The following is a 24051-nucleotide window of genomic DNA, read 5'->3' as shown; positions in this document are numbered from 1 at the left end:
TTTAATAAATAAAAAAATTAAAATCAAATTGTTTTAGCTTTTAATTTCATAAATAACCTCTAAATCAGACAAATGTAAAAATAATATAAAATCATAACCAAACAACAAGAAATATAATAAAAAATATTTTGAATAATAAATAAAAATCAATGAATTAAATAAAAAATGATTTAAAATCAAATGGTAATGCAACATAATAAATCAAAATGTTTAAAATGCCTAATAAGTATAATTCTGAGACTAACCAAAATCAAACAGCATAAAACTCTGTTTGTATTATTTATTTTAGAGGTAACCAGTAAATTATGTAAAAAATTGTCATCTACAACAAAAAGTTATCACCTGTGATATTTTCGCCAACAAAATCCACTAGATAAATACTCCAGATTTACTAACAAATAATATAAATTAAAGATTTTAATTCTGACACTTCCAATATATTAAACAAATTAGCTAAAACCAATTTAACGCAACATTTTGATTTATTTTGTTGCGTTTCCTGAGCAAAAAGAAAGCAAATCGTTTACTTTGCAAGCGGGTCTGACTGTGTAACCAAATTACATAAAGCTTTATTGGTGAGATATGAAAAATAACAAGTTAAAAACCAGTATAGATAATTTTCAGAAAATACTAACTGAGCAAATTGGTTTGGAGTTATTCCACCTTAGAAAAGAAAAAGGGCTAAGCGGTAAAGATCTAGCTAAAAAATTAAAAATATCACAACAACAAATCTCTCGATATGAAAGAGGAATATGTAGCATTAACTGTGGGATGTTATTTTCAATCTTATTCTATCTAGATACTAACCCTAGTGCGTTTTTCGAAAGTATAACATTGAAAATAAATGAAGAACATCCTAATGCTAATTCATTTATTCATAACAATGAAAACCTCTTCGATGAGCAAGATAATTGCCATTATATTTTTAATCGGCAATCAGAAATTATTCTAAATTCTTTATACAGCAAATAGTTATTTAAAAAATATAAAATTTTAACTATGCCCACTTAATTGTTGGGTAATCATCACGTTGTTATATATAAATGAGGTTCAAATGAAAAAAGTATTTTTAGCAGCACTTGTTTCTGCCGCTATCGCTTCTCCAGCACTCGCTGATCAAGGGCATGGTAAAGTTACATTTAAAGGTGAAATCATCGATGCACCTTGCTCAATTAGTTCCGACTCTATTGACCAAACTGTATGGTTAGGCCAAATCGCTAACTCTGTTTTAGCAAATGGCGGTACTTCTAGTGCTAAACAATTCAACATTGAATTAGAAGACTGTGTATTCCCTAAAGATGCAGATGACAAAGTCTATAATGACAAAGTCAGCATCACATTCTCTGGTTCTAGTGCTGCATTCAACTCTAAATTATTAGGTGTAACTGGCTTAGATGCAACCGATCCAACTATTGCGGGTAACGTCGGTATTCAATTAACTGATACAAACGGAGCAGCATTAGATATGGGTGTTGCAACAGCACAAGAACACCAATTACAAGCGGGTGATAACACTCTACGTTATAGCGCTTATGTACAAGGTGCAAACGTTGCAGTAGATAAAATTCCATTAGGTAAATTCGAAGGCGTAACTAACTTTACCTTAACTTATAACTAATTGATTAGTTAAAGAGGAATACTCCTGTATTCCTCTATTAGTCACCTAATTAAGTCAGAGGTTAAAGTGAAAGGATTTATCTATTCGCCAAGAAATGTATCGTCTCTATTGCTTCTTACATTATTTCTTTCGCCACAAATGGCGGCATCACCTCATGGATGGGGAAAAGTCACAATGAACGGCGAAATAGTCGATACTGCCTGTGCAATAGATATCGGGTCAAGGGATCAGACCATTAATATGGGGGTTCTTCCAATAAGCTATATTCGCGAAGTTGGGAAAGGCCCCATAAAAGAATTCAATATTAAGCTCGTTGATTGCCGTTGGGAAAAATATTCAAAAGATAATAACGAATGGAATTCACTCGAAGTCACTTTTGATGGTCCATCAGAAGGTGATTTTTTCACACTCTCGGGTGAAGCAAAAGGAGTGCAATTGGCACTGCATGATATCTCGGGATACTCCATTACACCAGGGAAGCCATTGCCTGCACAAGGAATTACCCCTGGCACAATGATACTGAAATATCAAATGCAATTAGTCACCAATTATCATCCTGTTAAAGCGGGTAATTACCAAACCTTATTAAGGTTCAAGGTCGATTATTATTAATTCTAAAAGTTATATTGGTGTTTTAGGGATGTTTTTTATGTTTTTTAAACAACACAAAATAAATATAATAACGACAACGATAATGTTCGCTTTTGGGTCATTATCTGCCCAGTTATATGCTGCTGATACTATACAATTTAATACAGCATTATTTGATTTAGAAGACAAAAAAAACATCGATATTAAGCAATTCTCACGTGCTGGCTATATTATGCCTGGCACTTACCCTCTAAAAATACAATTAAATAAAGAAACTCTGCCTGAACAACGATTTTCTTTTTATGCGCCTGAAAATGACCCTGAAGCAAGCCTTGTATGTATTACACAAGAACAAGTCCAACAATTAGGGCTAACAGCGGACTCATTGAAGAAAATTACGTGGTGGCATAATAATGAGTGTCTTGATTTACTCAGTCTACCTGGCTTTCAAGCTCAGGGAGATTTATCTGACGCAACATTATACCTAAGTATTCCTCAAGCCTATCTTGAATATAGAACCGCTAACTGGGATCCACCCTCTCTTTGGGATGAGGGGATTTCAGGAGCTATTTTAGACTACAACATTAATGCAAGAGCCAATAAACCTCATGATAACAATAGTAATTATAATGTGACGGCAAATGGTGTTGCGGGTGTTAACCTCGGTGCATGGCGCTTCAGGGGCGATTGGCAGGGACGTGCTCAACGAGAAACTGGCTCAAACAGTAAAAATGAGCATGATTTCCAATGGAGCCGACTTTATGCTTATAAAGCTTTAACTAGCATTAAAGCAAAACTAACTTTGGGTGAAGACTATTTTAATACGGATTTATTCGACAGTTTTCGATTCACTGGGATTAGCTTACGCTCAGATATCTTAATGCTTCCACCGAACTTACGTGGATATGCGCCAGAAATCACAGGTGTTGCAACCACCAATGCAACGGTCATTATTAGTCAACAAGGGCGAGTTATTTACCAAGAACAAGTTGCTGCTGGGCCTTTTCGTGTCCAAAACTTAAGCGATGCAACGACGGGTAAACTGGATGTTCGAATCGAAGAACAGGATGGTTCTGTTCAAGAATATCAAGTTGAAACGGCTAATATCCCTTATTTAACGCGCCCAGGTAGTATTCGATATAAATTAGCAATGGGTCGACCAACCGATATGGATCACCATGTTAACGGAGACACATTCGCAAGTGGTGAAATGTCATGGGGAGTCACCAATGGTTGGTCATTGCTCGCAGGCTCATTAAATAGCCAAGACTATAATGCATTCAACGTAGGTGTAGGTCGCGATCTATTAGCATTTGGTGCTTTGTCTTTCGATATTACGCATTCTATTGCAAATATTCCGAATGATAAAAAACTGACAGGTAACTCTTATCGGATAAACTATTCGAAGCGCTTTGATGACTATGATAGCCAAGTCCAATTCGCAGGTTACCGCTTCTCTGAGCGCAGTTTTATGACTGTGACTGATTTTTTAACGGCTAAAGATTCAGGCGAACGCCAAGGCAGTAATAAGGAAATGTATGTGATTTCTCTAAATAAAAATTTTAGAGAACCAAGGATCACTGCTTATTTAAATTATTCGCACCAAACCTATTGGGATAAGCCAGAAAGCAATCGCTACAATTTAATGGTAACAAAAACCTTAGATTGGGGAAGCCTGAAAAATATTAATATTTCATTATCGGCGTACCGCAATAAATATAACGAAACAAATGATGACGGTCTTTATATTTCAGCATCAATGCCTTGGGGAAATGGTGCCAATATCGGCTATTCATTACAAGCAACACGGGACGACACCGTTAACCGGGCAACTTATTATGACAAGCTGTCTGATAGAACCAATTACCAAGTCAGCGCAGGGTCAACCAATAAAGGTGGAACCGCAAGCACCTATATTACTCATTACGGCGATAATACGAAGTTAACCGCAAATGCCAGCTATATTCACAATAATTACACGTCATTTGGATTAGGGGCTCAAGGCGGATTCACTATGACGTTAAAAGGTGCGGATGCTCACCGAGTTTCAAATATTGGCGGCACTCGTTTACTCATAGACACTGACGGCGTAGCTAAAATCCCCGTATCAGACCGTGGTATCCCTATTGCATCGAATGCATTCGGTAAAGTGGTCGTGCCTGACTTAAATAGTTACTACCGCAGTAAAGTTAAAGTCGATTTAAATGCATTACCGAATAATGCCGAGGTGACTGATTCTATTGTCCAGGCCACATTAACAGAAGGCGCAATTGGCTACCGTAAATTTAATGTATTGTCTGGTGAAAAAATGATGCTTTCAATGCGTATGTCTGACGGCTCTGCGCCGCCATTTGGTGCTCAGATTACTAATTTGAAAGGAAAAGAAACAGGGATCGTCACTGATAATGGATATGCCTACGTCAGTGGTATCAATCCAAATGAAGTCATGATTATTCATTGGGGTGGCGCAGCTCAATGTGAAATCCATTTTCCTGAGAACTTAGAAACAATTAGCCAAGGATTATTCATTCCTTGTAAGCCACTATCAAATAAACGTAATGAAACAGATAATAATCTGTAACTGAGTGATTGCTATGAAAAAATTAACTAATTTATATATCAGTACTATTTTATTAAGCAGTTTAGTTAGCGGAAGCGCTTTCTCAGCAATTGCTTTAGATAGAACTCGCATTATTTTTAATGGCGATCAAAAAAGCGTTTCAATTACTATTACCAATAAAAATAACCAACTGCCTTATTTAGCCCAAGGCTGGGTAGAAAATATTCAAGGAGTGAAAGTTACCTCTCCTTTTGCAGTATTACCCCCAGTGCAAAGAGTTGAACCCGAAAAATCAAGCCAAGTTCGTGTTGAAGCGCTTCCTGAAATAAACCAGTTACCTCAAGATAGAGAAAGCGTTTATTACTTTAATTTAAGAGAGATACCACCTAAAAGTGATAAGCCGAATGTTTTACAATTAGCATTACAAAGCAAAATTAAATTATTTTACCGCCCGAAAAGTATCATGCTAAGTGAAACGGAAATGTTGAATAACCCTTGGCAGGAAAAAACACAGCTTATTAAACAAGGCGACCAATATATTATTAAAAATCCAACGCCTTTTTATATCACCATTATTGGCGCTGCGGAGCGTATCAACTCACCAGTAAATCAAAACTTTAAAGCCGTTATGGTCGCACCATTTAGCGAAGAAAATTTAGGTGTCCCAAGTTCCACCGTTGGTGCGAACCCAGTACTAACCTACATCAATGACTACGGTGGCCGTCCTAAATTGCAATTCAAATGCCAAGCCAGCACATGTCAGGTTGTTCCTGAAAATAAATAGAGAGGAAAAGATGATTAATCAAAAAAGTCTTACCTTACTTCTCGGGCTTTCTCTGATATTTCCACCGTCTGTCATATATGGGGCGTCCTCGAATGCCTTTCATGACGCCACAGGAAATTGGGATGTCGAAGGCGCCAATGGAAAAATTTTTGTTTACGGCTCCTTAACTGAGAGTGCTTGCCATTTATCGATGGACTCTGCATTTCAATCTGTTGATTTGGGGAATGTTGAAACTGCGTCATTAAAAGCAATTGGCGCACAAGGCCATAAAACCCCGATTAATATTGAATTGCTGGATTGTATCGACACACCAACCGCCCTAAGAAATGATAAATCGGGCAATGTCACATGGAGCACTTCCCAGCCAGGGATGAAAATTCGGTTTATTGCCCCTGTCATTCCGTTTCGCCCTAACATTGCCAGCGTAGAAGGTGTTACTGGATTGGGATTACAAATCACCAACCCAAAAGGAAAAGAAATCGCCTTTGGTGAGTACAGCGAACCACAACTTATTTCGTCTGGGCAAAATATTTTAACTTATTACGTAGCCCCCGTCAGAGTTGCAGAAAAATTACAGGCAGGCGCATACCGAAGCATTATTTCTTTCCAAATAACCTATGAATAAGCTAATTCAATTAGCGGATAGAGCATTGAAGGTCTTTATATGAATAACTTAAATTTCAATTTTTACAAATTTAAAAAAATAATACTCTTCATGCTATTCAGTTTGTTATTTTTTTCATTACCGAGCCATGCAAAAAATGGCCAAATCGGTGAAATTAAGATAAGAGGGCAGCTTGTCGCTGAAGCTTGCACGGTAAGGCCTGGTGATGAAAATATCATTGTAGATTTTGGTACTATCGTCAATAAGTATCTCTATATTAACCAAAAAACACCACTGGAAAATTTTAATATTCACCTAGATGACTGTGATAATAGTATCTTTAAAACAGTGACAGTTAAGTTTACTGGAACCGAAAATAGCTATTTACCAGGCCTCCTTGCATTAGATTCTGGCAGCATGGCTTCGGGTATAGGAATTGAAATTTTAGAATACAATGGTAAAAAAATTCCCATTAATAGTACGACGCCCGCATACAATCTAGAGAATGGCACAAATATATTAAGTTTTAATGCGAATGTGCAAGGGGAACCCGATGCAATAAAAAATAAAAGTATTGCATTTGGCCATTTTACTGCAACCGCTATTTTTAGTTTAATTTATGATTAAGGTATCAGTAACAATGAAGATATTAATATTACTTCTCGCAACCTTATTATTCTCCCCGACCATATTTGCATTCCAATGTAAAACAAATGGGGGCCAAGAGGTTGGCGGCGGAACACAAAGCATACAAGATGTTCCTCTTGATAATGATATTTTTGCTGTACCTAATCGAATTAATGAATTCGCGGATGTGAGCGACTTTATGACCTGCCGCAATGAAGCGCCCTCCGCCTATGTCGACTACCTGAATGTCACAGGCGCTGACTTAGGCCCTGCGTTTAAAAATAATCCTGAATTAAAAGCTGGTGTTGTTGTACGCGGTGCTTATTATTTAGCACCATTTAGTGGTCAAGAAATTCCAGTTTTCCGGTTAACCACCGCTTCTGAGCCCTTGCAAATTAAGTTATATTTGCAAGTGAATGTTAAGCCTACACCTTCAGTTTTAGTCAGAAAAGGAGATTTATTGATGACGCTTGATCTCCATAAATATGCAACATTTGTAGGCAGCAACCAACATATTGACCACGCTTATTTTAAATGGAATTTCTATGCTGGAAATGATGTGGTTGTAGGAACAGGGACATGTGATATCAATGATAACCAAATCATTATTGTTGATTTTGAAACGGTTAATGCATCAGGTATTTCAACAGTGGGTAGTGCGAGCCGTTTTCAGCGTAATGTTGAGATCACATATAGCTGTGAAGATAATAACCTAACAGCACCAATAAAAATGATTTTAAGTGGTGAAACATCAACCTTTTCAGGAGATGCGCTACTCGTCAGAACAGGTGATATCGGCAGTCAAGGCCCGATCATGCCAGGATTAGGTGTAGAGATTTATCATCAAGGACAACGTGTTTCCCCAATGAATGGGCATTTCAATTCAAAAATCGAAAATGGCCATGGCAGAGATACATTAATGTTTACGTTAGTAAAGAAGCCAAATTTATCGCCAAATGAGCTCATCGAAGGCCAGTTTAACTCTGCAGCAACAATTATTATGTCTACACCATAGTGTTATAAAGAGGCTTTTACTTATTAAAAGCCTCTTTTGCATTAATTATTCACAATTCCCGACCGAGTAATATTTATCGAAAATAACTATATATTTTCGGCTTTTCTTTTTTAAGCGTACATCGTTAAACTCTTGATTAGGCAACAAATAAAAGACGTAAGGCTCCGAGTCATCATCAGCATCACAGCTGTCATGTAATAACACCCTAAAATAAGTATTACCCGTATTTTTTAGTACCCCATCATTTGAATTAAGGTTGTATTTAAAGTCAGGTTTTTTAGGTCTCACGACAAAATAGGTTTCTAAGCTAACCGTTGGGTAAAATAATGGCTGCTTTTTTTTCCCGTCATCATTACGCATATCCAAAGGCGTTTCGCTAATAATAATCTTATAATAGCGCTCAGTTTCATCCGCTTGCCCTCGATAAAAAATCTTAAAAAACTCCTGCTCTCCTGGTAATAAAATTTTCTTCAGCGGAGTAAAGATAATTTCACCATTGAGTATCGGCTCACCCTGTTCTTGGCCACCTGGTCTATCAATTTTATAAGCGCTAAAATTATATAAATTCGTTTTTTTCGTATCATTAACGTATGGCTTAGAAAAAAACTCTTGGCCCGAATCCATCGAAGAAATATCTGAGTTGATATATAACGCAAATGCGTTGTTGTAAAACGAAAACAACACCATCAAAAATAGGATTTTAAGCAAAGAGAAGCGTTTCATAATAAAAATCCGCTATTAAATTGAAGGAAGAATTGGTACCAATAAAAAAGCTACTTGCGTCTTTACAAGTAGCCACAAAATAGCCATTAAAGTTATTGAATATCAGGTCCCGTCCAAATCGCCTTAACGGTAATCGTCCCACTTGCTGAAACTGTCCCTAACCAATCAATACCGTCTAATGTGAAAAACGAATTAGCGTCATTCATTGGGAATGATAAGTCTAAATCAGTACGATAAAAAGAACCGAGATCTTCATTTGGCCGGTCCCAGGGGGTTTCCGCCCATAATGCGTTTTTCAATGAAATTTCATTATTATCACAACTAGCGCGGTATGACTCCTTCACCCCACTGCCATTTTTAAATGAAAGGTAGGCAGAAAAAGGGACATTAAATTTGTTATCACTTGAAGTGAATAAACAGTACGACTGACCTTTTAATGTTGTTTGGGGCCCCTCAACTTTTGCCGTAATAGAGTCTGCCTGTCTTGGGCCACTGGTCGTCACAATATAATTAAATTCTATCGGCGGCTCTTCGCTACCGACCTTACCCGTTTTCGATTGATTTGGATTAAAGTCTGCAGGAATAATGCTAATTCCATAATCTCTCGGTTTAATTATTAAGTAGTTTGATGGCGTAAATTCATAAAAACCAGACTGTGGCAGTGGAGATTGAAAACCAAATGTATAAACACTGTCTGCCAATGTCACGGTTGAATTTGGCGAGGCATCAACAATCGATTTTAAATACGCATTGGAAAGAAAGACTTCAATATTCTGTGAGCCATTATTAAAAATTTCAGACATATTTGTTGTTGAAGACCAATTTGTCCAACGTGTACTGTTAGTTCCTTTATATTTAATAGATGCCGCAGCTGGCGCCCTCGCTAAACCTAACTTTGCACTATCAATATACATACGGACAGTAAATGAGCCACTAATTGATGAACCTTTAGTTTCTAACTCCACTAATTTACAAATCACACCAGAAGCATTTGCCACAATACCTGTGGAACAAAAATTAGAACCCAGCCCAATGGTTGGATTCCCATTGCTGTCCACAAACACCTCTTGCAAGGCGCCAGTGCCTTTCAAAATAATGTTCCCTTTTTTATTGGTTGGAATGTAGTGTTGCTGTGTACTTGTTCGCCCCCCGCTGGTCATACACGTTGTATTACTTAAATTATAATCATCACGACTTGTACATGTTCTTAAATCAAACGTGTATTCGGTTCCTGGCGGGATTTCCGCTAACCAACGATAAAATGCTTCCGAGAAAATAGGCCTTGAATAACCCGATTCACCTGGCGTACCTGTTTGCTGTATTTTATATGCGCCATTGTCCCGTAATTGCTGAGCAGGCCAATAAGAGGTTGCAGGGCAATTTCGGTTGTTCGTCATACAACGGTTTCCAATAAACGGTTGGTTGACAGGGGAATTTTCTAACCAAATATCGCCTATATTATACGTTGAGCTAAATGGTGTACCGGTATATCCCATATAGCCTAAACTTAATTGACTATTACGCTGATATTTTGTGAAAACATTGGAACCCGAAAAACGCGGATCAACCCTATTTGCCACAATAAAAAATTCATTATCAACTTGGTTTTCAACAATGACATATTCTTGCAGGGGTGCGGTTGCTGCAAAAGAATTCGGCGTTAAAACAGCGAATGAAAAAAAGAGTGCTGTTATCGATAATAATCGCATATTAAATTAGCCTTTAAAGAGATAATTAACGTTTAGCAAATGCTTCTTGAGGCTCACAAGTCACCTCGCCAACCCACAATGCACCGCGTGCACCTTGCAGGTTTAAGTCTGCTTCACAAATAGTCTGTTGGTCGTCCTGTAATAACGATATCACTGGGTATCGAACATCAACGTCCATGGAAAACTCACCATTTTGGTCGGTTTTTGTTCGACCGATATGGTTTCGAATGGAAGCATATTTTATATATTCGCCATTAGGCGATTTCAGACGACCAAATACGGTCACTAGTTGCCTAACTTCAGGTTGATAAAGGGCAATATTTCCTGGATATAATGTAACGGACTTGTTTCGACCAGAAACAATATCAAAACTGTCTTTTGATTTGCCGTCATTCATTAATTGGATGTCATAATCAGAATAAGGAGACAATGGAATAAACGTATTTTTTCCACTAATTGGGTAGTTTTGGCCATTCACTTTCGCGACCATACTGCCACTACCTTTAATATCTGAATTAATAATCACGCCAGATTTACCTTGCTGCCCGCTAGGCGTGATCATTCCGTCACTATAGGCTACTGAGCCGCGCGAAGTTAAGTTACCATTGAGCCGGTTATTATCAGGCCTATTAATCGTCACAGTCCCTGAATTATATTTTGTGTCGTAAGACGCATAGCCCAACGTTGAAAAATCAGACTCGCCATTATCTTTATCACGAACTAATTTTGAAACTGAAACACCTGCATTGGTAATCACGGAATTTTCAAAATTCTTATTCGCATAAATATTGGCTTTTACGTTACCGTTTGTCGAAGAAACGCCAGTACTAAGCCATGTAGAGAGCGGCAAAGAGAAATCAAGATTCACGTATTTTTCGTTGGTACTGTTTTGATTATCATAATGATAACGCTGAACACCCGCTCTTAATCCTACCGTGCCATAACGACCCGAGAATAATGTGTTCGCGTACTCATAGTTGATTGAATCACTGCCGACACGGCGGTCTTTGGTGTTACTAATAGTAAACGAGCCTGTTCTATCAATGATTTTGTCAAAGTTAATCGTGCCGCCGTAAGAATAGCTATCCGCATCATAAAGCGGTAAATCGCCCGTCACGACGGTCTTTTCTTTAGATGCCCATAAAGAACCGTACCCTTCGGGGATATTGACCGAAACCGTCGCAATATTACGGTGACTGCCATGATTTTCTAACATGCCCTGCCAAGCAACTGAAATATAGTTATTTAAAGTGGCATTAACGCTGGTTTCTTGTACAACAAACTTATCAAACCCATAGTTGGACATTTGGAAACGAATACCCGATAACACTGGGAAGTTATAAGCAAAAGAAACACCCGCTAAATAACTTTTTTCAGGGGTCTGACTAGGTGAGCCTTCACCTCTCACATAATGGCGCTTATCAAAATCAATATATCCACCGTAAATTTCCCAATTTAGCTTGTCGTAATTTCCCGTTATCGCACCGAAGGATTTATTAATTGTTTGGTGCTGTGTGGTGACAACTTTCCCATCAACAACCGTTTCGATAGTGACTTCGTAAATACCATAAGGCAATACGCTCGTATCAACCTCAAAATTACCCATCGGGAAATTTTGAATGTTCAATAATTTACCTTGACGGTAAATACGCACTTCCCCAGGACTATTTAAAAAAGCATAAATGGGTGTTAATGACTGTTGTTTATTCACCACCATACTGGATGAATTATTCCCGATGGAAGCGGCATAAATTTTACTGCTACTAAGGGCGGTTAAACTGGCAATCGATTGTAAATTCCATGTGCTCATTAAACCTAGCGCGAAGCGAAATCCATTAAAATCACGTTCATACATTGCACGGTAAAGTTCAACGTTCGAATTCGATTTTCCAATACTGTACGCTGAGGCGTTCACATTAAAATGGTGCTCTGCAGCAGCAAATAAGGTATCTAAATTAAAATAGCTACTTGATGAATCTTTCGCGTCTTTGACTCGGCTCTGAAACACCCCTAAATCATAATTGGCGACGGCTGAAAATGAATTAACTGAAGAATTTCCTAAGACAGATTGTCTCGCATGCTCTTTTGCTGCAAATGCGGCTTTATCAACATCTAATGATAGGTTGAATGAAGAGATGTTTAATTGAAGAACGGCATTGTTATCAATAACAATCCCATTATTTTCATTAAAAATAGCATTTTGCTTACTTTCAAGCTTATCAACTAATAAATTATTGAGTTTCGCACCCTGATCATTCTCAATGAGATGAAGACTTGATAATTTAATTTTACCCTGATCAATGACAATAACTGCATCCGCAATTTTGCTTTCACTCTGACTTTTTTTAGCCTCATCATTCAGACGTAAAAAAACAGGCACAGACATTCCTTCCTCCAATGCACTCACAAATGCAGGAGGAATAATATATCCGCCAATCTTAATACTTTTCATTTCATCAGCATTAATCGAATTCGAAAAAATAATACTCAATATTGATAAAGCAATAGCACTCTTACGCATGATTTAAGTCCATTCTTCATTATTTGACAACAATGAACTCTCCTTTGTGCCAAATACCTACGCTTGATTTTTTATTTGAGAGATCGACAAATTGCAATTTAACGGCTAAATGTGGCATGAGGTAATATCGCTCACGGCAAACACCATCCACTGCATATTTTTGTTTTTCTGCTAAACACGGTCCTGAAGCCACAACACGAAAAGAACTATTACCCGTATTCGCAACTTGGGAATTAATATATTGGTAATTAAAATTTTCAATTCTTGGTGCGACAACTAAAATCGTGCTAATTGTTGCCGATGTCGTTGCTGATGCTGATTTTGAACTTTGTGTAACACCACTTTCACCAATAGGGTCATCTTTCCAATTTAATCGGTAATAGCGTTCTTTATCGTCCTTTGGCCCCTGATAAATAATTTTAAACACATCTTTTGCTTTACCTGGCAGAATTAAATTAGCTGGTGTTGACAATATTTCATTAGGATCATTGACAGGAATAACCTTTCCATTTTCAAGTGGAGAGTCAATTTTTTCGATTGTTAGATTTACCAGCCTTGCTGTATCAACTGTATTTTCAATTTCTTTCGCTATCGTGTCTTCATCGGATGGTATTATCTCAGTAATATTCCCCACATTAACAGCGAAGCTATTTTTTAATGGGAGCCATGATAATAAAATTAATGCTAATGTTATTTTTTTCATAATCATAAATTTCTAAGAAAGGAATAACGATAAAGATATTATTTCCCTATAGTATCTTTATCGTAGTATTCAATTATCCAATAAAGGGATAATTAAGGAGCTGGAGTAAAAGTACCGTCCCAAGTCGCGGTAAATTGAACTTTTACATCACCATCCCATGTACCATCGGTCAGTGCTTTAAAGTCTGTTGCTGCACCAGCAGCTTCTGCGCTTGCAATAACAAATGTGAATTCACCGCGGTCTGTTGCACGCTCAGAACCGTTATAGATACCATCAGCAGCTAAGTTATCTAAACCAGAAGTTAAGCCTTTTGATGTATCAATTAAAACTAAATCTGTATTTTTATTAAGATCTTCACCATTCCATTTAACACCAACCGTTAATTTAGAATCGTCAGTTGTTCTTGCTAATGTGTTCGCAATAATTTTTGATGCTAATTTAAAGTCTGTAGCGCCTGCTTGCCCTTGAATTGCAATATCGAACGCACCATTTTGCTGGTTAAAGCTTTTTTGGCCTTCAGCATAATTAAACGTTAAACTTTTTAATGGAGTAACAACTAACATACTTGTTGTATCTTTAATTGCGGTTGCTTGCCAAGTTGCAGTCGCTTGAGCTGTACGTGTATCGGCATTAGCAACGGTTGCAAAAGACGCAGCAATAACTGTTGATAGCAAAACAGATGCCATTTTTTTATTTAACATATTATTCTCTCTAATTTAATTTATATCAAAAAATAATTACATAGTATAAAAAACACTTTTAACCGTGCTTTTTATAAAATATAATCAATAAAATAATCAGAAAACCTGATTATTTTATTCTGCCTGTTCTAATAATTAGAAATTATTAATGAAGCTTTTAGTAGAATAGCCTTTCCATGAAAGGTATTTATTTTTACTTTCGTTTTTATCTGTTTTTATTCCAATCACTGATTCATCTTCAAGAAATCGAAGTACGTCAATCCATCTTTTATCTAATATTCTCAAAAATTGTTCTAATTGATCTAACGTGATAGCTGTGGTCCCTATTTCATAACGTGAGATTTGCTGTTGACTAATATTCATTAATTTAGCCATCTGTTTTCCTGTCATGTTTCTTTCTTTACGGGCACGTCTTAAAAAAATACCGACATGACAACTAATTATATTAGATTTCATTAACCACACTCCAATATAAAATAATTAATTAAACATTTAACTTTTATTAATAATAAATACATTAAAATAAGAGTAAAAACGTTTATATCGATCGAATCGCTTTATTTGATAGGTGTAGACTATTAAATGATGAATATCGATCACTTTAACTGATTGATATACACATTTAACGTGTATTTAAGTTAAGGAATGGATAATTAACTATATGATAAATATATTAATTAAATATTATTAGTATATTATAATTTATGAAGTGTATTATTGAGAGTAATTCCGAACGATTAATTACTCTCATAAGGATTAAAACACATAAAGTTACATTGAATTACAAATTGACACAAAACACATTAATTTTAATTATAAAAACTCATAATATGAGTGAAACAATAAACTATAAATATGGATGATTTTAGTTTTACCCATAAAAAGTAATGGCCAAGCCAATATTTATCTCTAAAAAAATAAAAATTCAACTTAATAAACCAATGAAAAAGTAAGCCAAAATGCGACTATCAGCCTATTCTCGTGATGTATTTACCTTTACCAATATTACGAGTATGCGTAAATTAAATTTATCATCGATATTTAGGCGATTACGCGTTTAAACCCAAAAAAGAAGCCAGCCTCTTTAACACACTACATCGATATTAAGTGGATTTACCTAGAATAACAAACGATATTATAACAATGGGAATTTATTAACGTTATCTAGCTAAGAGCGCCATATAAAATAGCGCTCTGGTACTCATCAATTTTCTGCTCTATCCAAGGACTAATTCTTACATGAATTCAACCGTTTTACCGTTTCTTCAATATCGATTTCATCTTCTGAAAACGTCAATGTGGTGCCATGTAGCGTAGTGATAGCTAATTTTTTCAGTGAGCGCATATCACCAGGTTTAATTTCCGTTTTTGGACGAATGCTGCTCATCAGCGCACCTACCGATAACACGGTATTCGCTTTATCAATACCCGCATCTGCGGGAACTTCTTCACTGTATACAAGGAAAGATTTAATTGAAGTGATTTTCAAACGCTCGCCCGCAATAAAAATATACTTGCTTTCAGGGATCACTTTAACAGCAAAAGCAGACAAGCCTTTATTATTGGTTGTTGGTTCAAAGGTGATTTCTGCACCCTTTTTGATCAGTTCAGGGTTAGCAACCTTAATCACATGGAAATAACGGTTATCTCCGTTCTCATCTTTGATAAATCCAAAGCCTTTATCTTCAAACCACGTTGTGATTGTTCCTTTCATTGCATTACCACCTAATTAATCGTTTTAAACTCAGTTTCTCTGACGGCAGTATAAAGCACAATGTAGGCTCAGACCATGCCTTTGGTTTTTAGCTGGATGATAAATTTACAACCCCCCAAGGCGACGGCAGATGATAAATTAGTTATTATTCTTTCCCCTTTTTTATTTAGAGAAGTCGATGTCTACGATTATTGATACCTTTATTGCCCCGCCTTGCTATGAGCAGGTTGATGTCCTCTATCAAGACGAACATTTACTGATTATCAATAAACCTTCGGGATTACTCAGCCTTTCAGGGAAAAACCCTCAGAATTTAGATTCTGTACATTATCGACTGGTGAAGTTATTTCCAGATTGTACCCTTGTCCATCGATTAGATTTTGGCACTTCAGGGCTGATGATCATTGCCCTTAATAAAGTCATCAATGCCGCACTTTGCCAACAGTTTAGCCAACGTACTGTTGCTAAAGTTTATCAAGCGCTACTGTGCGGGCACTTGAATGATAACGAAGGGATAATTGATGCGCCGATAGCAAAAGACCCAGCTTTATTTCCACGGATGTCTATTTGCAAAGTGAATGGAAAACCCGCACGTTCCCGTTATTTGGTACTGGAACGCTTTCAACAAGAAATAGTGGGTGGTACAACTGTCCCATTAACACGAGTGCAGCTCACCCCTGAAACGGGGCGCACCCACCAGCTACGTATTCATTGCCAATATTTGGGGTATCCCATTTTGGGGTGCGATTTATATGGCGGCGAGTGTTTACCAGGTACAGAGCATGCACCAAGGCTGATGTTACACGCCAGCGAGCTACGTTTTACACATCCGATCAGCCACAAACCACTTCATTTTATTCATGATAGCCCGTTCTAATACTCTATATAGCCCAAACTTTAATACTCTAAATAATTCAAGTTGCAGCTAGGCGACAAGAGAATGAGACGCTAGGAGCATACACAAGTATGTGACTAGTGCGAATGAACGCAGTCAACAACGCTGCAGCTTGAAGTATGACGAGTATTACCACATCAAATCATCAGGGATCTGGAACTCAGCGTACGGATCATCTTCATCCTGAGCTTCTTCACTCAACGCATTATTTAATACAATACTATCCACATCCCTTTGAGTAATTTTATCGGCCACAACCGCAGGAATAATCGCGTAGCCATTTACATCACTGTTATCAATGATTAAACGAGCAATCGCCAAGCGACCACTAATCAATTGTTTTTGTGTGGTTTTATCTACCATCACTTGTTTAATAACATTGTTGTCGGTGAAGTTAAAAGCGATATCGCCTTTCGCTATTTCAATTTTATTCATTTCGATCAGCTGCTTCACTTGCGCTTTGTATTCTTTTGACAGTGCAGCTTGTTTTTGTTGCTCACTCAGCTGTTTGTCACGCTCAAGCTGTGCTTTTTTGTTTTCTTCGACCGCTTCTCTGGCTTCCCGAGCTTGTACCCGTGATTTTTTCGCAGTTCGTTGAACTTTAGCCATTTTTTTACTGGTGACCAGCCCTGCCTGTAGCATCTGTTCTTGTAAAGTGAGTTTTGCCATTTCTATTTCCGCATCAATAAAATTGTCAGTGAGATAATGGGGGATTATACCTGTAATTTTTGAGTCTGTACGGAGTCAGCATATGAATGCAAATTAAAGGGCAAAAGTTCATTAACTTGATGCCAACCACACTCTAACCAATAGTTTTCACCATCTCAAACAATACAAATGAATAACTAAATATACATAAGATAAGATAAATCAAAAGACACCTCACCATACCAATAGATAAAATGCACAGAATCAACTCAAAACAAGGCTTATCGAAAATTAAACACCGATCACATTAATATACATTTGATAATGTATACTTTACACATGTAAAGCAATGATGATAATAACAAGAGTAAGGGGATTTGTTATGTTGGACTCAATTCCAGCAGGCTACAAGCCGCTGACATGTGAAACACTGCCACTTTATCTAGCTTCTCAATTGACCGAGTCATCTGAGTTGGGCGGAACGCCTGAACAATGGAAAGTCAGTGAAGTGGGTGATGGTAATCTGAACATGGTGTTCCTTGTAAAAGGAACGCTCAAAACAATCGTCGTTAAACAAGCTCTGCCTTGGGTTCGTGCAGGTGGGGAAAGTTGGCCATTATCGCTGACTCGAGCTGGTTTTGAATATAATATCTTATCGCAAGAAGCCCGCTGTGCAGGTCACGAGCTCGTCCCTGAAGTCTATTTTTATGACCAAGAGATGGCTCTATTTGCGATGGAGTACCTTTCACCCCACATCATCCTTCGTAAAGAGGTGATGGCAGGGAAAAAGTTTCCAAATCTCGCTGAAGATATTGGAACCTTTATCGCCAAAACCCTTTTTTATACCTCTGATATCGGTATGCCAGCTGATCAGAAAAAAGCGCTGACAGCCAAATTTGCACTCAACCATGAGCTTTGCAAAATTACAGAAGACCTTATCTTTACTGAGCCATATTTCAACGCTGAACGTAACAACTGGCTATCTCCTGAGCTTGATCAAGCTGTCGAAAAGATGTGGCAAGATAAAGAAATGATCCAAGTTGCCATGCGTTATAAATACAAATTTATGACTGAAGCACAGGCATTATTACATGGGGATTTACACTTAGGGTCTGTCATGGTGACAGAGACTGATACAAAAGTCATTGACCCTGAGTTTGGGTTTATGGGGCCGATGGCTTTCGATATCGGAAACTACATGGGTAATCTACTCATGGCCTTCTTCTCGAGACCAGCCTGGGACGAAAACACATCAAACCGCGTCGAATATCAAAATTGGCTTCTCAACCAAGTTGAGACAACCTGGTCTGTGTTTGTGCAACGTTTCCGCCAACTGTGGAATAGCAAAATAGAAGGCGATGCATGGCCTTTAGCGCTCTATCAAAATGAGCTTGGCCATCAAGCCTTACAAGAAGCCCAAGATCAATTCTTCACCACTCTTCTCGAAGATACTTTAGTCAATGCAGGTATGGAAATGAACCGCCGAATCGTTGGATTTGCTGGCGTTGCGGAGTTCAAACAGATTAAAGACATAGCACTTCGCGCGGAATGCGAACAACGCGCACTCACCCTGGCTCGCGAGCTCATTGTCCATGCCTATCGCTATAAAGACATGGCTTCCGTTATTCAATTAGCCAAAAAACAGTAAGAGGAACGCATGAATATTGAAGGGAAACACTACCGTACCGTTTGGGTCTCCAAAGATGGAAAGGCCGTAGAAATTATCGACCAAACCAAACTACCGTTTAAGTTTGAATTGCTAACACTCAACTCCGCACAAAAAGTGGCTACCGCCATCCAAGAGATGTGGGTACGCGGTGCACCGCTGATCGGCGTTGTTGCCGCCTACGGAATGGCACTTGGTATGCAACACGATCCGAGTGATAAAAACCTGCAATCGAGCTATGACCTTCTTATTAAAACTCGCCCAACGGCTATCAACCTAAAATGGGCTCTCGATAGAATGATGGCAAGTTTGAAAGATGCACCAGAACAAAAACGCCGTGATATCGCTTGGGAGCTTGCTGGAAAATTAGCAGATGAAGATGTCGAACTGTGTGAGCAAATTGGCCGTCATGGCGTTGAAATTATTCGAGAAATCGCACAGAAAAAACCTGCGGGTAGCGTCGTGAATATTCTCACTCACTGTAACGCAGGTTGGCTTGCAACAGTGGACTGGGGAACCGCGCTTTCGCCTATCTATAAAGCCCATGAAGAAGGCATTAAAGTGCACGTTTGGGTAGATGAAACTCGCCCACGTAATCAAGGGGGACTAACTGCATTTGAATTAGGCTCACACGGCGTACCACACACGCTGATTGCGGATAATGCTGGCGGTCACCTCATGCAACACGGAGAAGTTGACCTCTGCATCGTCGGAACTGACCGAACCACAACGCAAGGAGATGTCTGCAATAAAATTGGTACCTATCTTAAAGCCCTCGCTGCTTATGATAATCAAATTCCATTCTATGTGGCGCTTCCCTCACCAACAATTGACTGGACACTTAAGGACGGGAAAACAATTCCTATTGAACAACGTAATGGCACAGAGCAATCACATGTCTATGGGATCAACCCTCAAGGCGAACTAAGTTGGGTGAATACGGCTCCCGAAGGAACATCATGTGGGAATTATGCTTTTGATGTCACTCCCGCTAGATATATCACAGGCTTAATCACCGAACGGGGAGTGTGTGGCGCGAATGAGCCTGCACTCAGTAGCATGTTTGCTGATCTAAAAAATGCGGCTATTTAATTGAGCCCGCATGCATAAGATGCAGGTTTTTAAGGAACGAAGATGAAAAGACTCACGTTAGCAGCGGATATCATTACTACCTGTCTAGAGATGAATGCTTCAGGGCTCAATCAGGGGACATCAGGTAATGTTAGCGTCCGGTATCTTGATGGCATGCTCATCACACCAAGCGGCATACCTTACGCGAAAATGACGCCAGATATGATTGTCTTTGTGGATGGTCAGGGCATTTCAGAACCTGGGAAAATACCGTCAAGCGAATGGTTATTTCATCTGTCTTGTTATCAGGCTAGGCCTGAGTTAAACGCTGTCATTCATACTCACGCGGTCAACTGTACTGCCGTCTCTATCATGAACCATGATATTCCAGCAATTCATTACATGATAGCTGTGACAGGAACAGATCATATTCCCTGTATTCCGTACCATACATTTGGCAGTGCTGAGCTCGCCAACAGCGTATTTGAAGGTATTAAATCCAGTAAGTCGCTTCTTATGCAACATCACGGGATGATAGCCATGGAAACCTCATTGGAAAAAACACTTTGGCTTGCAGGAGAAACTGAAACGCTAGCTGAGCTTTACATCAAAACAGGCGGACTACACAGCAAAGTCCCTACATTATCTAAAGAAGAAATGACAAAAGTCATCGGAAAATTTAAAACGTACGGCTTAAAAACCGACGATTAAATTCACCTATTTTCACATCGATGACAGCCATGGTCGAAAATGGCTGTCAACCTCTACCTATAACGATTAATAATAACTACCTCAAGGAGTTATGTATGTTTATCGTGGAATCATATCCTATAGCAATAATTATGTGTTTTATCACGATGATTTGTTGGGGGTCATGGGCTAACACAACAAAACTGGTCAGTAATAACAAATGGGAGTTTCCGCTATTTTATTGGGACTATTCCATCGGCGTTTTAGTCTGCTCATTGCTGTTCGCTTTCACTCTCGGTTCGATCGGAGAAGAAGGCCGAGACTTTGTTTCGGATATTCTGCAGGCGGATATCAATATTATCTTCCTTCCAATACTTGCAGGGATGATTTTTAACGTCTCAAACATCCTTCTTGTCGCGTCCATTAGTTTAGCGGGAATGGCCGTCGCATTCCCTGTTGGCGTAGGTTTAGCGTTGGTTCTTGGCGTGATCACCACCTATATAGGTAGTCCGCAAGGTGATCCAACCATTCTATTCTTAGGCGTTGGTTGTGTTGTTGCAGCTATCATCTTAACCGCGATTACATACAGCAGAGTCACTCAGTCATCAGATAAAAGTCGACGTAATAAAGGTCTGATAACCGCTATTTTTGCGGGTATCATCATGGGGTCATTTTTCCGCTTCTTAGCACAGTCCATCTCTGGCAATTTAAGTGAACCTGAAGCAGGGCTGATGACACCTTATACTGCACTTGTGCTATTTGCACTGGGTCTATTTTTATCCAACTTTGTGCTTAATACGCTCGTGATGAAAAAACCCATTGTTGGGGAGCCCGTTCAAGGGAAAATGTATTTCTCGGGTAGTTTACGTGACCATTTGTGTGGCTGGTTAGGCGGCATAATCTGGTGTATCGGCTTAGGGTTCAGCCTCATTGCCTCTGGCCAAGCAGGGTATGCAATATCTTATGGGTTAGGCCAAGGGGCGACGATGATTGCGGTTATCTGGGGCGTATTTGTTTGGCGTGAATTTGCCAACGCACCCGCTGGCACGAATAAATTGATCATGGCAATGTTCTTCCTGTATATCGCAGGCATTGTCCTCATCATCGCCGCGAATCAGTAAAATATTTCGCCCCATGATGTCTATCGTGGGGCAAATATCATGGCTTATCGTTGGGCAACTCACACGCTAATAAAAACTCAGCAGTTCCCTCATCAACAATTAAATCTGTCACATAGCCACCCAACAATGCACCTAACGTTGCGGCATAGCCATTCTCGCCACCTGCTAAAAATATTTTACGCTCAATTTGCCTTAGCTGAGCAAGACTGATCCCGAGAATACGTTGGTCAACATCACCAATAACAGGTACTCCGTCTTTATCATAAAAGCGCCCACAAATGACCCCAACCGCGCCTGCATCCCGATAACTTTGCATCTCCCTTTTGCTCAATACACCCACACGAATTAATGGATTTTCATCCAGCGCACTACCAACAACAAAGAACGCTTTTGTACAATGGGTTAATACCTCGAAATTCGCACGAATGATCGGCTCAGCCTGTAATTCCATCGCGAGTCTTGCACTAGAAACAACGGCGGGAACATGAAGTGAAGCGACTTTTCCTGAAAGTTTAAACGCTATCTGTGAGGAAGACTCAAGGATTGTCAGGTCTGGCTGAGAAGGCATAGAACCGAGCATCTGAATAACGGTGACATTTTTACATGAATTAGGTGTCATCGTTTTACTCATCTCATGGATAGTTCTTCCCCAAGCGACACCTAAAACATCATCATTCTCAATGACTTGGTTCAAATACATCCCACCAGCGCGAGAAAGACGAGAACGCATCAATTTGGAATCTGTTCGTTTTCCTGCATGTTCACCATCTGGCACGATGATAACTCTATGCAAACCAAATTTATCACGAATACGTAAAGCCGCATCAATGGAGCCGAAGACATTGGTATCTAGATTAATTTGTACTAAGCCATTTTCCCTAGCAGTTTGCAGGTATTTGACGACCGTTACACGAGAAACTCCCATTAGGGCAGCAACTTCAGTCTGGCTCTTACCTTCTTGGTAATATAACCATGTTGCGTGTAGTACAGGATCATCATTGAATAAGCTGCTGTTGGCTTGCTCTTTACTCATCATTGTCTCCTGACATAATTTGGAAAAGCCTAGTTTAAACGATCAGAATATTACAGCCAGTCTTTATCACCATGGCTGGTCTTTTTAGGGACTCAATCCGATTTTATTCTCACCTATCCATACAGATAAAACCTTGCTACCCACCAGACTTACATACCACATCATATGGCATTAAGTTTGGCTTTTCATTTTTTATCCATTCAACAATGACCTTCAATCCATTAGGGGAGTATGCCTCACGTCCAGACCAAAGAAAATACCCCTTCCGCCATGCGGGCCAATCACTTTCAAGCTGGTAATTAAACTCAGGTGAACGAAGTAACCCATGGCTTGCATTTGGCAATACTATGACGCTCGCTTTGGGGTCAGGCATGCATCCAATTGTGCATCTACATTCAGGTCATTCGCTCCCCAAACGGCTAATACACGCCCATTCATATTAGAGAGATCGGAAGAAGAATCACTTAGGTAATTTTTGACGACAAAATCAAAGATCTTAACGCTCGATTAAAAAACGTTAGCTACACCCTAATATGGCGTGAGTACTTTTAATTCCAAAGACTATCCAGAGACCATAGTGATAGGCAGCCATATGGTTATTAAATAAGCTAAAATATCAGAGTTTACAATGAATGGTAAATAATGAAGGCGATAGGTGTGTACTACCCAAATTGTTTTTCATAAGCATCGAGGTGATGCTTAAAAAATTTCGCATATTCTTCGGCGGATTCAACTAAAACAGTGACCTCGATACATTGCTCGCCCAGTTCTGCGGAATAATCGTCAAACGAGATAGAGTTACAGGCAATTTCTTCATTGGTTTCGTCGGTATATAGGCTCAAATGTACTTTATCGATATCTGCGGTATAAAATACAGTTGGCTCCAGCATACCAAACACAAACCCCATCGGAGGATCTCCCCCTTCTAATGCAGTAATCCCAATCACCTTGTTTTTATATCGAATTTTATATTTCATAATCTGGCTCGCAATGGTGAATATTGATGGGTGGAGAATTAAACCCCACCAGTGATTTAACCAATAATTCAACCAGCATG

At 38.8% G+C, this 24051-nt stretch carries 24 protein-coding genes; 13 read left to right on the top strand and 11 right to left on the bottom strand.

The window, feature by feature from the left end; all coding sequences use genetic code 11:
- Positions 1-582 precede the first annotated feature (582 nt).
- The 8 genes from M1F05_RS00660 to M1F05_RS00625 all read left to right on the top strand — a co-directional run bounded on the left by M1F05_RS00660 (position 583) and on the right by M1F05_RS00625 (position 7799).
- On the top strand, positions 583-972 hold the full coding sequence (locus M1F05_RS00660) for a helix-turn-helix domain-containing protein (protein WP_206085158.1): 390 nt from the start codon (positions 583-585) through the stop codon (positions 970-972).
- Positions 973-1054: 82 nt separating this feature from the next.
- The gene (locus M1F05_RS00655) at positions 1055-1618 is read left to right on the top strand and encodes a fimbrial protein (protein ID WP_094960889.1); all 564 of its coding nucleotides are present in this window, start codon (positions 1055-1057) and stop codon (positions 1616-1618) included.
- Between the two features lie 66 nt (positions 1619-1684).
- Positions 1685-2230: a fimbrial protein gene (locus tag M1F05_RS00650; RefSeq protein ID WP_241016864.1), complete on the top strand. Its 546-nt coding sequence runs from the start codon at positions 1685-1687 to the stop codon at positions 2228-2230.
- A gap of 28 nt (positions 2231-2258) precedes the next feature.
- Positions 2259-4790, top strand: a complete 2532-nt coding sequence (locus M1F05_RS00645; protein WP_206085159.1) for an outer membrane usher protein — start codon at positions 2259-2261, stop codon at positions 4788-4790.
- 13 nt (positions 4791-4803) lie between these two features.
- Positions 4804-5553 (top strand): fimbria/pilus periplasmic chaperone, encoded by a 750-nt coding sequence (locus M1F05_RS00640; RefSeq protein WP_206085160.1) that lies wholly within the window; start codon positions 4804-4806, stop codon positions 5551-5553.
- Positions 5554-5563: 10 nt separating this feature from the next.
- Positions 5564-6178: a fimbrial protein gene (locus M1F05_RS00635; RefSeq protein WP_206085161.1), complete on the top strand. Its 615-nt coding sequence runs from the start codon at positions 5564-5566 to the stop codon at positions 6176-6178.
- Between the two features lie 39 nt (positions 6179-6217).
- Positions 6218-6784 (top strand): fimbrial protein, encoded by a 567-nt coding sequence (locus M1F05_RS00630; RefSeq protein ID WP_206085162.1) that lies wholly within the window; start codon positions 6218-6220, stop codon positions 6782-6784.
- 13 nt (positions 6785-6797) lie between these two features.
- Positions 6798-7799, top strand: coding sequence for a fimbrial protein (locus tag M1F05_RS00625; protein WP_241016866.1), 1002 nt, complete (start codon positions 6798-6800; stop codon positions 7797-7799).
- A gap of 45 nt (positions 7800-7844) precedes the next feature.
- On the opposite strand, the gene M1F05_RS00620 is transcribed toward M1F05_RS00625, so the two are convergent.
- From M1F05_RS00620 to M1F05_RS00590, 7 genes are all read right to left on the bottom strand, one after another.
- Positions 7845-8522: a fimbrial protein gene (locus M1F05_RS00620; RefSeq protein WP_206085164.1), complete on the bottom strand. Its 678-nt coding sequence runs from the start codon at positions 8520-8522 to the stop codon at positions 7845-7847.
- 92 nt (positions 8523-8614) lie between these two features.
- Positions 8615-10231, bottom strand: a complete 1617-nt coding sequence (locus M1F05_RS00615; RefSeq protein ID WP_206085165.1) for a fimbrial protein — start codon at positions 10229-10231, stop codon at positions 8615-8617.
- A gap of 25 nt (positions 10232-10256) precedes the next feature.
- On the bottom strand, positions 10257-12752 hold the full coding sequence (locus M1F05_RS00610) for a TcfC E-set like domain-containing protein (RefSeq protein ID WP_206085166.1): 2496 nt from the start codon (positions 12750-12752) through the stop codon (positions 10257-10259).
- 19 nt (positions 12753-12771) lie between these two features.
- On the bottom strand, positions 12772-13455 hold the full coding sequence (locus M1F05_RS00605) for a hypothetical protein (RefSeq protein WP_206085167.1): 684 nt from the start codon (positions 13453-13455) through the stop codon (positions 12772-12774).
- Between the two features lie 92 nt (positions 13456-13547).
- Entirely contained in the window at positions 13548-14156 is a 609-nt protein-coding gene (gene ecpA, locus M1F05_RS00600) for a common pilus major fimbrillin subunit EcpA (protein WP_206085168.1), read from the bottom strand.
- 135 nt (positions 14157-14291) lie between these two features.
- A complete protein-coding gene (locus M1F05_RS00595; protein ID WP_206085169.1) occupies positions 14292-14612 on the bottom strand; it encodes a helix-turn-helix domain-containing protein in 321 nt (106 codons plus the stop codon).
- A 772-nt stretch (positions 14613-15384) separates the two neighbouring features.
- Positions 15385-15870 (bottom strand): cold-shock protein, encoded by a 486-nt coding sequence (locus M1F05_RS00590; protein ID WP_206085170.1) that lies wholly within the window; start codon positions 15868-15870, stop codon positions 15385-15387.
- A 178-nt stretch (positions 15871-16048) separates the two neighbouring features.
- On the opposite strand from M1F05_RS00590, the gene M1F05_RS00585 reads away from it, so the two are divergent.
- Positions 16049-16747, top strand: a complete 699-nt coding sequence (locus tag M1F05_RS00585; protein ID WP_206085171.1) for an RluA family pseudouridine synthase — start codon at positions 16049-16051, stop codon at positions 16745-16747.
- Positions 16748-16894: 147 nt separating this feature from the next.
- Here the strand turns inward: M1F05_RS00585 and M1F05_RS00580 are convergent, their stop codons facing one another.
- A complete protein-coding gene (locus M1F05_RS00580; RefSeq protein ID WP_206085172.1) occupies positions 16895-17434 on the bottom strand; it encodes a DUF2058 domain-containing protein in 540 nt (179 codons plus the stop codon).
- A 361-nt stretch (positions 17435-17795) separates the two neighbouring features.
- Between M1F05_RS00580 and mtnK the strand changes: the two genes are divergently transcribed.
- From mtnK to M1F05_RS00560, 4 genes are all read left to right on the top strand, one after another.
- Entirely contained in the window at positions 17796-19061 is a 1266-nt protein-coding gene (mtnK, locus tag M1F05_RS00575; protein WP_206085173.1) for an S-methyl-5-thioribose kinase, read from the top strand.
- A 9-nt stretch (positions 19062-19070) separates the two neighbouring features.
- The gene (mtnA, locus tag M1F05_RS00570; protein ID WP_206085174.1) at positions 19071-20171 is read left to right on the top strand and encodes an S-methyl-5-thioribose-1-phosphate isomerase; all 1101 of its coding nucleotides are present in this window, start codon (positions 19071-19073) and stop codon (positions 20169-20171) included.
- 42 nt (positions 20172-20213) lie between these two features.
- Positions 20214-20861 carry an L-fuculose-phosphate aldolase gene (locus M1F05_RS00565; protein ID WP_206085175.1) on the top strand — a complete coding sequence of 216 codons (648 nt, stop codon included), beginning with the start codon at positions 20214-20216 and terminating at the stop codon, positions 20859-20861.
- Positions 20862-20956: 95 nt separating this feature from the next.
- Positions 20957-21961, top strand: coding sequence for a multidrug DMT transporter permease (locus M1F05_RS00560; protein WP_206085176.1), 1005 nt, complete (start codon positions 20957-20959; stop codon positions 21959-21961).
- A gap of 37 nt (positions 21962-21998) precedes the next feature.
- Here the strand turns inward: M1F05_RS00560 and M1F05_RS00555 are convergent, their stop codons facing one another.
- The 3 genes from M1F05_RS00555 to M1F05_RS00545 form a co-directional block, all read right to left on the bottom strand.
- Entirely contained in the window at positions 21999-22994 is a 996-nt protein-coding gene (locus M1F05_RS00555) for a sugar-binding transcriptional regulator (RefSeq protein ID WP_206085177.1), read from the bottom strand.
- Positions 22995-23130: 136 nt separating this feature from the next.
- A complete protein-coding gene (locus tag M1F05_RS00550; protein ID WP_206085178.1) occupies positions 23131-23367 on the bottom strand; it encodes a hypothetical protein in 237 nt (78 codons plus the stop codon).
- A gap of 289 nt (positions 23368-23656) precedes the next feature.
- The gene (locus M1F05_RS00545) at positions 23657-23971 is read right to left on the bottom strand and encodes a hypothetical protein (protein WP_206085179.1); all 315 of its coding nucleotides are present in this window, start codon (positions 23969-23971) and stop codon (positions 23657-23659) included.
- Positions 23972-24051: the final 80 nt, after the last annotated feature.

Source organism: Providencia sp. PROV252 (genome assembly GCF_033676005.1).
GTDB lineage: Bacteria > Pseudomonadota > Gammaproteobacteria > Enterobacterales > Enterobacteriaceae > Providencia > Providencia vermicola.
The sequence above is the reverse complement of the archived record's forward strand: the minus strand, read 5'-3'. Positions and strand labels throughout refer to the sequence as shown.